The organism is Halobacterium sp. MBLA0001 (genome assembly GCF_049705385.1).
Taxonomy (GTDB): domain Archaea; phylum Halobacteriota; class Halobacteria; order Halobacteriales; family Halobacteriaceae; genus Halobacterium; species Halobacterium salinarum.
This window is the reverse complement of sequence record NZ_JBNAMQ010000007.1, coordinates 1,479,119-1,491,520: the sequence shown is the minus strand read 5'-3', so window position 1 is coordinate 1,491,520 and position 12,402 is coordinate 1,479,119. Positions and strand designations below refer to the sequence as shown.

Annotated in this window: 11 protein-coding genes; 6 read left to right on the top strand and 5 right to left on the bottom strand. The window is 66.7% G+C overall.

Translation table 11 applies throughout. The features are described from left to right. Positions 1-28 precede the first annotated feature (28 nt). From ACOZ32_RS08935 to minD, 3 genes are read left to right on the top strand one after another with little or no spacing between them, the layout of a single operon-like run. Complete coding sequence (locus ACOZ32_RS08935; protein ID WP_375782367.1) at positions 29-1,801, top strand: type II/IV secretion system ATPase subunit; 1,773 nt, start codon at positions 29-31, stop codon at positions 1,799-1,801. 6 nt (positions 1,802-1,807) lie between these two features. After that, positions 1,808-3,553 (top strand): archaellar assembly protein FlaJ, encoded by a 1,746-nt coding sequence (gene flaJ, locus ACOZ32_RS08930; protein WP_285253471.1) that lies wholly within the window; start codon positions 1,808-1,810, stop codon positions 3,551-3,553. Between the two features lie 44 nt (positions 3,554-3,597). Next, positions 3,598-4,572: a cell division ATPase MinD gene (gene minD, locus ACOZ32_RS08925; RefSeq protein ID WP_424335150.1), complete on the top strand. Its 975-nt coding sequence runs from the start codon at positions 3,598-3,600 to the stop codon at positions 4,570-4,572. 1 nt (position 4,573) lies between these two features. Here minD and ACOZ32_RS08920 read toward each other — a convergent pair whose 3' ends face one another. Both ACOZ32_RS08920 and ACOZ32_RS08915 read right to left on the bottom strand, forming a co-directional pair. Then, positions 4,574-4,855 carry a DUF7521 family protein gene (locus ACOZ32_RS08920; protein ID WP_010902669.1) on the bottom strand — a complete coding sequence of 94 codons (282 nt, stop codon included), beginning with the start codon at positions 4,853-4,855 and terminating at the stop codon, positions 4,574-4,576. A gap of 68 nt (positions 4,856-4,923) precedes the next feature. After that, positions 4,924-5,271: an ArsR/SmtB family transcription factor gene (locus tag ACOZ32_RS08915; RefSeq protein ID WP_424335149.1), complete on the bottom strand. Its 348-nt coding sequence runs from the start codon at positions 5,269-5,271 to the stop codon at positions 4,924-4,926. A gap of 87 nt (positions 5,272-5,358) precedes the next feature. On the opposite strand from ACOZ32_RS08915, the gene ACOZ32_RS08910 reads away from it, so the two are divergent. Continuing rightward, the gene (locus tag ACOZ32_RS08910; RefSeq protein ID WP_010902667.1) at positions 5,359-5,757 is read left to right on the top strand and encodes a chemotaxis protein CheW; all 399 of its coding nucleotides are present in this window, start codon (positions 5,359-5,361) and stop codon (positions 5,755-5,757) included. A 12-nt stretch (positions 5,758-5,769) separates the two neighbouring features. On the opposite strand, the gene ACOZ32_RS08905 is transcribed toward ACOZ32_RS08910, so the two are convergent. Both ACOZ32_RS08905 and ACOZ32_RS08900 read right to left on the bottom strand, forming a co-directional pair. Further along, a complete protein-coding gene (locus ACOZ32_RS08905; protein ID WP_136361288.1) occupies positions 5,770-6,834 on the bottom strand; it encodes a phosphotransacetylase family protein in 1,065 nt (354 codons plus the stop codon). Beyond that, positions 6,831-8,933: an acetate--CoA ligase family protein gene (locus ACOZ32_RS08900; RefSeq protein WP_010902665.1), complete on the bottom strand. Its 2,103-nt coding sequence runs from the start codon at positions 8,931-8,933 to the stop codon at positions 6,831-6,833. Before ACOZ32_RS08900 ends, ACOZ32_RS08905 begins: the two co-directional genes overlap by 4 nt. 249 nt (positions 8,934-9,182) lie before the next feature. Here ACOZ32_RS08900 and ACOZ32_RS08895 point away from each other — a divergent pair, with 249 nt between their 5' ends. After that, positions 9,183-9,983, top strand: coding sequence for a ZIP family metal transporter (locus tag ACOZ32_RS08895; RefSeq protein ID WP_010902664.1), 801 nt, complete (start codon positions 9,183-9,185; stop codon positions 9,981-9,983). Positions 9,984-9,995: 12 nt separating this feature from the next. Here ACOZ32_RS08895 and ACOZ32_RS08890 read toward each other — a convergent pair whose 3' ends face one another. Further along, positions 9,996-11,438: an aldehyde dehydrogenase family protein gene (locus ACOZ32_RS08890; RefSeq protein ID WP_010902663.1), complete on the bottom strand. Its 1,443-nt coding sequence runs from the start codon at positions 11,436-11,438 to the stop codon at positions 9,996-9,998. Positions 11,439-11,533: 95 nt separating this feature from the next. Between ACOZ32_RS08890 and ACOZ32_RS08885 the strand changes: the two genes are divergently transcribed. Continuing rightward, the gene (locus ACOZ32_RS08885; RefSeq protein WP_424335148.1) at positions 11,534-12,319 is read left to right on the top strand and encodes a carbon-nitrogen hydrolase family protein; all 786 of its coding nucleotides are present in this window, start codon (positions 11,534-11,536) and stop codon (positions 12,317-12,319) included. The last annotated feature ends 83 nt before the right edge of the window (positions 12,320-12,402 follow it).

Sequence of the window (12,402 nt, the reverse complement as noted above, 5' to 3'; positions counted from 1 at the left end):
CAAACAGTTCACCGGCGAGTTCCCGGAGCTGATCGACGAACCGACCGACGACTGGGAGGCCGACAAGCCGAACGTCGTCTACCCTGTGGGCGGCCCCATCTTCTGTCACGTGTACGGTGACCTGGGAAAAGACACGAAATACTACACCATCGAGCCGGAGCTGTCGGGGCCCGAAGCGGCGGTGTTCAAGAACGTCCAGGAGCGCATCCTCGAGAAGTCGGTCAACAAACCCGCACCGGAGGCCGAGGCCGAGTACGACGACCGCATCGAAGAGCTGCTAGAGGAGACCGTTCGCATCTCCGACGACAAGTCCGACGACGTGTTCCACAGGGTGCGCCAGCTCCCGAACAACCTGGGATCGCTGGTGAAGAACTTCGACGCGTCGACGGTGGCGGATCGGATGGTCGGCGACGATCGTGGCCAGATGTCCCTGGACTCCGGTGACTTGTCCGCCCAGCAGATGCGTGCGGGAGCGCGCCGGGTCGCGTCGTCGCCTCGGAACGCGATCAACCGCGTTCAGCGCGCGGTCCCGATGGTCCGGGAGGCGCTTGAGGAAGCGTTCGGGTTCGGTCGCATTCCCGTCTCGGAGACGACCTACGAGAACATCCGGTACCAGTTGAACCGCGACATCGTCGGGTTCGGACCGCTGGAGCCGGTGATGCGTGACCCCTACAACGAGGACATTCACGTCATCGGCCCGACCGGCTGTTACGTCGACCACGGCACCTACGGGATGCTGGAGACGACCGTTGACTTCGGGACGCCCGACGAGTTCGACGGCTGGCTGCGGAACATGGGCGAGCGGATGGGCGACCCGGTCTCCGACAGCGACCCCATCGTGGACTCGACGCTGCCCGACGGCTCCCGCATCAACATCATTTACAGCGACGACGTCTCCCTGAAGGGGCCGTCGCTCACCATCCGACAGGGCGACGACGTGCCGCTGTCGGTCGGGCAGATCACCAAGTGGGGGACGCTGTCGCCGGAGCTCGCGGCGTACCTCTGGCTGTGCCTGGAGAACGAACAGACGGTGTTCGTCGTCGGGGAGACGGCGTCGGGGAAAACCACGACGCTGAACTCCATCATGTCGTTCATTCCCCGGGATTCGAAGATCTACACCGCGGAGGACACCGCCGAGGTCATTCCGCCACACGACACCTGGCAGCAGCTGCTCACCCGTGAGGGGCAGGGCGAGAACTCCGCGGACGTGGACATGTTCGATCTGGTCGCGGCGGCGCTGCGGTCGCGCCCGGACTACATCATCGTCGGCGAGGTGCGTGGGGAGGAGGGACGGATGGCGTTCCAGGCGGCCCAGACCGGCCACCCGGTCATGCTGACGTTCCACGCAAGCGACATCGTCTCGATGATTCAGCGGTTCACCGGGGAGCCGATCAACGTCCCGGAGACGTTCATGGACAACGCCGACGTGGCGCTGTTCCAGAACCGCGTGAAGCAGGGCGACGACGTGTTGCGACGCGTCACCTCGGTCCAGGAGATCGAGGGGTATTCCAAGGAGATGGGCGGGGTTGTCACCCGGCAGGCGTTCTACTGGGATCCGGTCGAGGACGAGATCGTCTTCCAGGGCCGGAACAACTCCTTCGTGCTCGAAGAACAGATCGCGACGCTGCTGGGGTACGCCGACACGCGGGAGATCTACGACGAGATGGATTTCCGCGCTGAGATCCTCGAGCGCATCATCCAGGAGGACCTCATCGGCTACCACGATTTCAACGACACGATTGCGGCTTTCCAGCGTGACGGCGTCGAGGGACTGCCGTTCACGATCTCACGCGGGTTCTGAGTCAGCATGGCAACCGAAGCCGAGGGCGAACACGTCGAGAGCGAGGGGTCGCTGAGCGACGTCGACTTCGGGGAGTTCGTGGAGTCGGTCGTGGAGTCGTATCGGACGATGCCGATGCCGGCGTTCCGGTACGTGGCGTTCGCGCTCGTGCCTGCGGTGGTGTTCTTCTTCGTGACGATCGTCGCGATCGTCGCGCTCTCCTTGCCGACGTATCTGTTGATCCCGACGCCGATGTTGGGGCTGCTTGCGTTGATCGCGGCCGTGATGTACCCGAAGATTCGGATGGATCAGCGCCGCACGCGGATGGAAAACCGGTTCCACCTGTTCATCACGCATATGACGGTGTTGTCAACCACCAACATCGACCGCGTGGAGGTGTTTCGTCGGATCGGTGCCGAAGAGGAGTACGGGCCGCTGTCCGAGGAGGCGCGGCGGATCGTCCAGCTCATCGACGCCTGGAACCAGAGCCTCGACGACGCGTGCCGGATGCGCGCCAACAAGGTGCCAAGCGACCTCATTGCCGACTTTCTCGATCGGCTGGCGTACACGATCAACTCCGGGGAGAGCCTGGAGTCGTACCTGATGAGCGAGCAGGAGGCGATCATCCGGAACTACGCGACCACCTACGAGGGCCAACTGGAGAACATCGAGGTGATGAAAGACCTCTACCTGTCGATGGTGTTGTCCGTGACGTTCGCGCTCGTGTTCGCGACTGTGTTGCCGATCCTCTCGGGCACGGACCCGACGATGACCGTGTCGGCGGTCGTCGTGTTGTACACGTTCATCCAGATCGGGTTCCTGTACACGATGTACACGCTCGCGCCGAGCGATCCGCTGTGGTACTTCCCGGAGGACCGGACCACGAGCGTGGAGTGGCGGATGCGGGTCGCGACCGCCGCCGGGAGCGTTGCTGCGGTGGTGCTCGTGGTGGTGGTGATCGCCGTCCAGTTGTCGTGGACGCCACTGGCACCCGACGTGTTGCCGCTGCCGATGTACGCGGCGGTCCCGACGACACCCCTGCTCATCCCGGGGCTGGTGGCGCGCGCCGAAGAGGGCCGTGTCAAGGACCGCGACGACGCGTTCACGAGTTTCATCCGCGCGCTGGGGTCCAGTGAAACGGCCCGCCAGACGACCACGACGCGGGTGCTTGAGACGCTTCGTGACAAGAACTTCGGGGCGCTCACGGAGCTCATCGACGACCTCTACAAGCGGCTCAACCTGCGGTTGGACGCGTCCCAGGCGTGGCGGCATTTCACCGCGGATTCGCACTCGTATCTCATTCAGAAGTTCTCGGAGATGTATCTGATCGGGCGCCAGATGGGGGGCGCGCCGAAACACCTCGGGGAGCTCATCTCCGAGAACATGAGCGAGGTCTTGCAGTTGCGCCAGCAGCGCAGCCAGTCCGCGTCGACGCTCGTTGGCGTGTTGTACGGGATCTCGGCGGCGGCGACGTTCGCGTTTTTCATCGGGCTGGGGATCGTCGACGTGATCTCCGGGCTGGGCCTTGATTTCTCCAATCCGGCGTTCGACGTGGGGTCGATCATCAACACCGAGGTGTACGACATCGAGACGATCAAGTACCTGCTGGTGTTGACGCTGCTGATCAACGCGTCGCTGTCGTCGCTGATGACGCGGGTTGTCGACGGCGGTCACAAGGTCAACGCGTACATTCATTTCGTGGCGCTGACCTGGATTTCCTGCGTCATCGGGTCGGTGACGCTGGAACTCGTGAAGTCGCTGCTGGCGGTCTGACGGGGAGCCACACTTATGTGCGGGCCTCCGCAAGAACGCATACGATGAGCGAGGCCGGTCGGGAGGGGTATGTGTTCGCTGTCGCCAGCGGGAAAGGCGGCGTCGGGAAGTCGACGACAACGGCGAACCTCGGAGTCGCGCTCGCCGATGACGGCTTCGAGGTGGCGCTGGTCGACGTTGATCTCGGGATGGCGAACCTCGCCGGGTTGTTCGGCCTCACTGGGGACGTGACGCTGCACGACGTGCTCTCCGGCGACGCGTCCCCGGCGGATGCGGCCTACGACGCTCACGGCGTGACCGTCGTTCCGGGATCGACCGATTTGGAGCAGTTCGCCGAGGCCGACGCGAAGTCCCTGCATCGGGTCGTGACGCGGCTGCGCGCCGACCACGACGTGGTTTTGTTGGACGCGGGGGCTGGGCTGAGCTACGACATCGCGATGGCGATGAGCGTCGCTGACGGGGTATTGTTGGTCACGACCGCGGAGTTGAACTCGTTGACCGACGCCACGAAGACCGGACAGCTCGTGTCGAAACTCGACAAGCCGGTGGTCGGCGCGGTGTTCACGCGGACCGGCGACGGCGGGTTCGATGACGTCGAGGGGATCGCCGCGGCGCTGGGCACGACCGACGCGGTCACGGTCAGCGTCCCACACGATGACGCAGTCAAGCTCGCGGTGCGAAAGGGCCATCCGGTTGTCGATCTCACCCCTGAAAGCCCGGCCGCCCGCGCCTACGACCGCCTTGCAGCGAGTCTCGCGGACAGTATTGGGATGACACCACCACAACCACCAGCCGACAGCGAGGACACCAGCACAGACGACGGCGACGCCTTCGAGTGGGTCGACCCGGACACGGGAGAAAGCCAGCCCGACAACGACGACGACGAGGCGGATGCTGAGGGGCCGGTCTACGAGATCTCCATCGAGGAGATGTTGGCCGAGGCCGGCGTCGACGCCGACGAAGAAACCGCCGAACGCCGCGTGAAGCTGTTCGACCGCGTGAAGTCACGCCTCTCGTAGATCACTCCGAGCGGATGATGCTGTACATCACGAACAGGTAGCCGGCCGTCGTGATGAAGTAGTTAGCCGTCAACAGCGTGCGCGTGTGTTCGAACCCAGTCAGAAACGCCAGGACAGTCGTGCTGACAGCGGCGGCTACGACGAGGCCGAAACCGGCCGAGAGGTGCATCATGGACGGGCGGCCCGTGTCCTTGTACGCGCGCACCGCGAACACGACCATGCTGAGGCCGGCGACCGCGAGAGTTCCGCTGAACAACACGTAGAGTGCTTCGATGAGACGCATTCCGTTCCTACCGAATACCACCCCGAGATCCCGTAAAAATGTAGGGGCGCGATTATTAGCCGCGAGAATCACTCACTACTATCCGCCCCGAGATCACTCCACACGTCGACCAGTGCGTTCTTGGCTTCGGTGCGCTCTTTGGTCTCGACGGTCGTCTCGTTGACGCCGAACTGGACGCTGATCTCGTCGACTTGGCGCCGGTACACTTTCGTGCGCCGCCCCTCATCGGCGAGTTCCTTGCCTTCGAGTTTGAGGAGGTCGTGCTCGCTGAGTTCCTCGATGCGCCGATAACTGGTCGCGATCGGGATGTCGAGTTCGTCGCTGAGCTCCTGGGCGGACTTCGGCGCGTGCGTCGCTTCGAGTATCTCGGCGTTGTACTTGTTACCGAGTACCCGTAACACGTCCACCGGGTCCATCGAGATGGAAAACGGCCCCGCCAGAAAAAAGAGTGTCGGGGCTGACTGAACCAAACGCTTAATCCGACCGGCCGCTGATGCAGACCTATGTCCGATGACGAGACGGACGTGCTTGAGTTCTCCCTGGGAGCAGGTCGGTACTGCATCGACATCGCACACGTCGATGAGATCGTCGACGCCGGCGAGGACGTGACCCCGATTCCGAACTCCGAGCAGCACGTGATCGGCGTAGTCGACTTGCGTGGTGAAACAACAACGGTGGTCGATCCGCGCGTGAAACTCGGCGAAGACGGCGCAGCCGACGGAACCCGCATCGTCGTGCTGTCGGATCACGACGCCACCGGGCTGCTGGTTGACGACGTCCACGAAGTGGAGGCGGTCGGTGAGGCGGCCCTGGATGAGTCGGCGGCGTCGGAGACGACGCGGGGAATCATCCGCCGCGACGACCGGTTCGTCGTCTGGGTCGAACCCGACGCCCTCGTGTAGTCGGAGCGGTGGTTAGTCGAGTAGCCGATCGGTGTCGGCGTGGTCGTGGAGGAGTCGCTGCATCACGTCGACAGTGTGTTCGTCGCGGACGCGTCCGTCTCTGACCAGCTCCTCGGCGCGTTCGAGCGTCGTCAGCGTGTCCGCGTCCACTGAGAGCACGGGCACGCCTGCGTCCGTTGCCTTACCGAGTACCGCACCCGAGGGGCGGTGGCCGCCGGTGAGCACGAGACACTGCACGCCCGGCGCGTCCAGGGCCGCCGTTTGGATGTCCGCGCGGTCGCCGCCCGTGATGACGGCTGCGTCCTTCGTTCTGCGGAAGTGACTGAGCGCGGATTCGCTGCTCATCGCGCCCACGAGGAAGCGCTCGACGATGGCGTCGGTGGTGGCGGTGTCCTCGGTGAGCACCGTCGCGCCCAGCTCCGACGCGAGGTCGTCGACGGTGACCCCCGCGAGGTCGCGCTCGACGGGCAACACGCCGAGCACGGGGATCCCCTGGCTTTCGAGGAACGGCGTGACTTCGCTTTCGACGTCGTCGTAGACGGCGTCCGCGACGGCGTTGAACACGACGCCCGCACAGCGGTCGCCGAGCGCGTCCGCGGCGGCGAGTACGTCGTCGACGTCGCTGGGGCCGGTGTAGTCCGCGACCACGATCGCGCGGGCATCGAGCAGTGCCGCGATGTCGCCGTCGGTGAGGTCCACGATGCCGCCGGTCGTCGGTGTGCCAGCGCCCTCGACGAGCATCACGTCGCGGTCCGTGGCGAGTTCGTCGTAGGCGTCCTGAACGCGGTCCGCGAGGTTCGCGCTGTCTTCGCGGCCGCGGACGGCCCCCTGGATGAACGTCGGCGAGTACACGACCGGTTCGAGGTCGTGGATCTCCGCGTCGAGGTCCAAGAGGTCGCGCGCCAACAGCGGGTCGGCGTCGAGGGTTTTCCCGACGTTGCTCTGGAGGCGGGTGCCCTTCGGTTTCATGTATCCGACGGTCCGGTCGCGGTCGCCGGCGAGCCGTGCGAGCGCGAGCGAAACCGCCGTTTTGCCGGTGCCTGCGTTCGTCGATGTTACGAGTAGGGTGTCTGTCATAGTTCGTCAGGGTCGATGGTGAGTTGCACGTCGAGCGCCGTTGCGCTGTCACCGGTTGCCAGCAGCGGGTTGACGTCCAGTTCGAGGATCGCGGGGAAGTCGGTGACGAGCTGGCTGAGCCGCTGGATGGCCTCCGTGATGGCGGCCTCGTCGGCGGGGTCGCGGCCGCGGGCACCGCGCAGCAGCGGCGCGGAATCGAGGTCGTCGATCATGTCACCGGCTTCGCGCTCGGAGACGGGGGCGACGCGGACGCTGGTGTCTTCGAGGATCTCCACGAAGATCCCGCCCAGCCCGAACAACAGCAGCGGCCCGAACTGTGGGTCGCGATTCATCCCGAGGATGGTTTCGGTGCCGGCGTCGACGTCGACCATCTCCTGGACTTGGATGCCGAGGATGGTTGCGTCGGGCTGGTAGTTGGTGGCTCGCGTGATGAGGTCCTCGTAGGCGTCCGCGACGGCGTCGGTTTCGACGCCGACTTTCACGCCGCCGATGTCGGATTTGTGGAGGATGTCCGGGCTGACGATCTTCATCACGACGTCCCCCTCGATGTCGCGGGCGACGCGGCGCGCGGCGTCCGGGCTGTCGACGACGTCGCCGGTCGGTGTCGGGATGCCGTAGGCGTCGAGCAGGTCCATGGCTTCGACGCCGAGCCGGGTTGCGCCGCGGTCGGCGGCGTCTTCGAGGATGTCGCGGGCGGCGTCGCGGTCCACGTCGAAGGCCGTGGGGGCCTGGTAGTCCCGGGATTCGACCTCGCGTTGGACCGCGAGCGCGTCCAGGCTGCCGATCGCCCGGGCGGGGTCGAAGTAGTTGGGGATGCCGGCGTCCCCGAGTACGTCGGTCGCTTGCTCGGTGCGTTCACCACCCATCAGACACGTGACCACTGGCTTGTTATGTTTTTCCTGCAGCGCGGTGATGACGCCGCTCAGTTCGGTGTAGTCGATGACCGCGGTCGGTGCCGAGAGGACGAGCGCACAGCCGACGTGCTCGTCGGCGAGCACGGTGTCGATGGCCGTGCGGAAGCGGTCGATTTCGGCGTCCCCGATGACGTCGACGGGGTTGTAGACGTTCGCTTCGTCGGGCATCGACCCCTGGAGGGCGTCGATGGTGTCGTCCTCGAAGGACGCCATCGACAGCCGGGAGTCACCGACCGCGTCGGTCGCCATGACGCCGGGACCGCCGGCGTTCGTGATGACGGCGACGTCCTCGGAGTCGGGCATCGGGAGGCCGTCGAGTGCGCGCGCGAAGTCGAACAGCTCCTGGACGTTTTCCGCGCGGACGACGCCGGCCTGCTTGAACCCGGCTTCGTAGGCGGCCTCGCTGCCGGCGATGGTGCCGGTGTGCGAGGACGCGGCCTGTGCGCCGGCTTCCGTGCGGCCGGATTTGACGACGACCGCTGGCGTGTCCTGCGTGACTTCACGCGCGTCGTCGATGAACTCGCGGCCGTCGTCGACGCCTTCGAGGTAGCCCAGGATGACGTTCGTGTCGGGGTCGTCGGCCCACGCCTGCATGAAGTCCGTCTCGCTGAGCACGGCTTTGTTGCCGAGGCTGGCGATGTCTTTGAAGCCGATGCCCTGGTCGTTGGCCCAGTCGAGGACGGCGGTGATGAACGCGCCGGATTGGCTCATGAACGAGAGGTTCCCGGGGAGGGCGTTCGACGGGCCGAACGTGGCGTTGAGCCCGGTCGGCGTCGACAGCAGCCCGAGGCTGTTGGGGCCGACGAGGTTGATGTCGTAGTCGTCGGCGACGGCCACGAGGTCGCGCTCGCGGTCCGCGCCGTCGCCGCCGGTTTCGCTGAACCCGGCGGTGATCACGACGACGTTCTCGACGCCCGCCTGGCCGGCGTCGCGGACGGCGTCGACGACGATCTGTGGCGGCACGACGACGACAGCGAGGTCGACCGGCGGTGCGTCGCCGAGGTCGGGGTAGCATGGGTACCCGAGCACGTCGTCGCGGCCGGGGTTGACTGCGATGACGTCGTTGTCGAAATCACTGAGGTTGTCGATGATGGCGCGACCGATCGCCCCGTCGCGGTCAGTCGCACCGACGACGGCGACTCGATCCGGGGTGAACAGTCCACCTGCGTCTTCTTGGGTCGTCACGTGTGGACCGATGGCTGGGGACGGCTTAAACTTGCAGACCCGGTGTCCCCGGGAGAACGCCTCTCACACACGAAGATTCGTGAGGGATCCTGGCGCGCCATACGGGTGAGGCGGTGGGGTCCCGGACGGCGGCGACGTGCAATCGGCGGTGCAGCCGGATCGTTACATCATCACCACAGATAGTTTAGGCATCCCAAAAATTGTTTTCGCTTCGAAAAAGACTTCACACTACGAACGTATGGCTGAGACATGAGCCCGTCAGGGGAGCTGTTGTTCGTGGTCTTTGCCGGCCTCCTCACGGACCTGGCTACCGGATTGGGCGCGCTGCCGTTCTTCTTCGTCGACGACATCGACGACCGGTGGCGGGTCGGATTGTGGGGGCTGGCCTCCGGAATCATGGTCTCGGCGTCGGGGTTCGGGCTGTTCCGCGAAGCGCTCAACTACGGCGGCCCCACTGAGATCGCGGCCGGCGCGCTCGCGGGCGTCGCGCTGGTGGTGGTCGCCGAACACGTCATCGACGACCACGAGTTCGAGCCACGGGACATCGCCGCCGCGGACGTGAAGAAACTCGCGCTCATCGCGGGCGTGCTCACCGTCCACTCGTTCCCCGAGGGCGTCGCTGTCGGCGTCTCGTTCGCGGACATGGGGATCGACGGCGGGCTGTCGGTGCTCGGGTTCTCGATCCCGATCCTCGCGGTGTTCATGACCATCGCCATCTCGATCCACAACGTGCCGGAGGGGCTTGCGGTGTCGATCCCGCTGCACGAGCACGGCGCGCGCCGCTGGACGCTGGTCGGGGTCGCCGTGTTCACCAGCATCCCCCAACCGATCGGTGCCGGGATCGCGTACGTCTTCGTGCAGATCGCGCGCGCCGCGCTCCCGTTCGGCTACGGGTTCGCGGGCGGCGCGATGGTGTTTCTGGTGCTCAGTGAGTTCATCCCGGAGGCACGCGAGGTCGGGGGTGCACTCCCACACAACGGACGCCGAGAACTCGCCACCGGGATTGCCGTCGGCGTGGCCGGCATGGTGCCGATGTTGTTCGTCACCTGAGCGGGCGGCGGCTCAGAGGATGATGGACTTCTCGCGCACGAACTCGTGGATGGTGGAGTCCAGCCCCTCGCGGCCGATGCCGGAGGCGTCGTTCCCGCCGAAGGGCACGTCGCCGAGGCCGTGGCTCGGCGCGCCGTTGATGCGGACCGCACCCGCGTTCACGCGCTCGGCGACGCGCATCGCGCGGTCGTGGTCGGCCGTGAACACGGCGGCGTCGAGCGCCAACTCCGACCCGTTGGCGGTCCGAACGGCGTCGTCCTCGTCGGTGACCGTGGTGACCGCGCACACCGGTCCGAACTGCTCCTCGTCGACGATGCGCGCGTCACGGGGAACGTCGGCCAGCAGCGTCGGCTCGTAGTAGTGGACGCCGTCCTCGACGTGCCGTTCGCCGCCACGGACGACTGTCGCGCCGCGGTCGACGGCGTCGTCGACGAGTTCGGCCACCCAGTCGGCCTGGTCGGCGCTGACGAGCGGCCCGAGGGTGGTGTCCGTATCGAAGAGGTCGCCGATCGACCACTCGGCCATCGCGTCGTCGATGCGCGACACCAGCTCGTCGTGGACGGATTCGTGGGCGAGCACCCGGGAGACAGCCGAGCACCGCTGGCCGGCGTATTTGAGCGACCCGGCGGTGGCGGCGTCGGCGGCCGCATCGAGGTCAGCGTCCTCGAAGACGATTGCGGGCGCGTTCCCGCCCAGTTCCATGTGAAGGCGGGTGATCCCGGATTGGCGCGCGACGTGTTCGCCGGCCCCCGAGGAGCCGGTCATCGCGATGGCGTCGACGCGGGCGTCCGAGGCCAGCGGGTCACCGATGACACTCGACTCGCCGGGGACGAAGTTGTACGCGCCGTCGGGGAGGCCGGCGTCGGCCGCGATGTCCGCGAGGATCGCGCCGCTGATCGGAGTTTTGCTGGCTGGCTTCACGATGACGGCGTTGCCGGCGGCGATCGCCGGGGCGACCTGCAGCGCCATCGTGGAGAGGGGGTAGTTGTACGGTGTGATGCACAGCACGGTCCCCATTGGTTCGTGTTTCACGATGGCCTGCCAGTCCTCGTGGCCGGCGGTCGTGCCGGTGCGGTACTCCCCGGTGAGGTGGCGGAGCTCGCCCACAGCGCGGTCGAAGCGCTCGGCGGCGCTCTGGACCTCGCCGCGCGCGCTGGAGATCGGCTTCCCGGCTTCCCGGACGATGACCTCCGCGAGCTCGTCTTCGCGGCGCCGGATGCCGTCGGCGATCGACTCCAACCACTCGACGCGCTCGGGAACGGTGGTCTCCCGCAGGTCCGCGTGCACGCCAGTGGCCGCGCTGAGGGCGCGCTCCGCGTCGCTGGTGTCCGCGGCGGCGACCGACGCGAACGTGCCGCCGTCCGCGAGGTCCGAGACGGGCAGTGGCTCACCGTCGGAGACCCACTCGCCGGCGACGAACGGGCGTTCGCGCCGCTGAATCGCGTTTTGTTCCATACCACACCCTTGTCCGCCGACGGGTAAAGAGTTTACTCAATACCGAAGAAAGATTCTCCACAGCGTTGATGTGGCGGGCGGCCGTCGCTCCGGGGATGTCAGCCCCCACAGTCGCCGCCTGCCAGATCGCCGTCGCGGACCTCGATCCGGCCGCGAACCTCGCAACCATCGGCGAGCGACTCGCCGCGCTCGACTCCGGCGGCGTCGACGTGGCAGTGTTCCCCGAGTACGCGCTCACCGGCTTCGTCGCCGACGACCGCGTCTACGCCGCCGCCCTCGACCGAGAGGGGGCCATCCTCGACCGGCTTGCGGCCGCCGCCGCCGAGCACGACGTGGCGGTCCTCGCGGGATACATCGAGGACGCACCCGACAGCGACACCTACCACAACACGGTCGTCTACGTCACCCCCAGTGGGGAGCGCACGCACTACCGCAAGCGCCACCTCTGGGCGGGCGAGCAGGACGCCCTCACGCCGGGCACCGAGCCCGTGATCGTTGACACGCCCGTCGGCCGCACGGGCCTGGTCACGTGTTACGACCTGAACTTCGTGGCCGTCAGCGCGGCGTTCACCCGGGAGCGCGTCGACGCGCTGTTCGTCGTGGGGGCGTGGCCGGGCACCTACAGCGAGAACTGGCGGCTGCTGCTTCGCGCCCGCGCCCTCGACGGCGTCCGGTGGGTCGTCGGCTGCGGGCGCACCGGCCGGCGCACGATCCCCGACGCGCCCGTCGTCGAGTACGCCGGCCGGTCGGCGGTGGTCCGGCCCGACGGCGTGGTCTGTCAGGCGCTGAACCGCGGCCAGCGGACGCTCACCGCCACTCTCGACCCCGACGTGCTCGCCGAACAGCGCGCGTTCATTCCCGTTCTCCCGGGTGAGGCCTGACCCGCTCGCCGGGTGAGACACGCGTCACCTGCCGACGGCCCACCCACCAGGTATCCGCCGTTTCACGACGACACACGCCAACC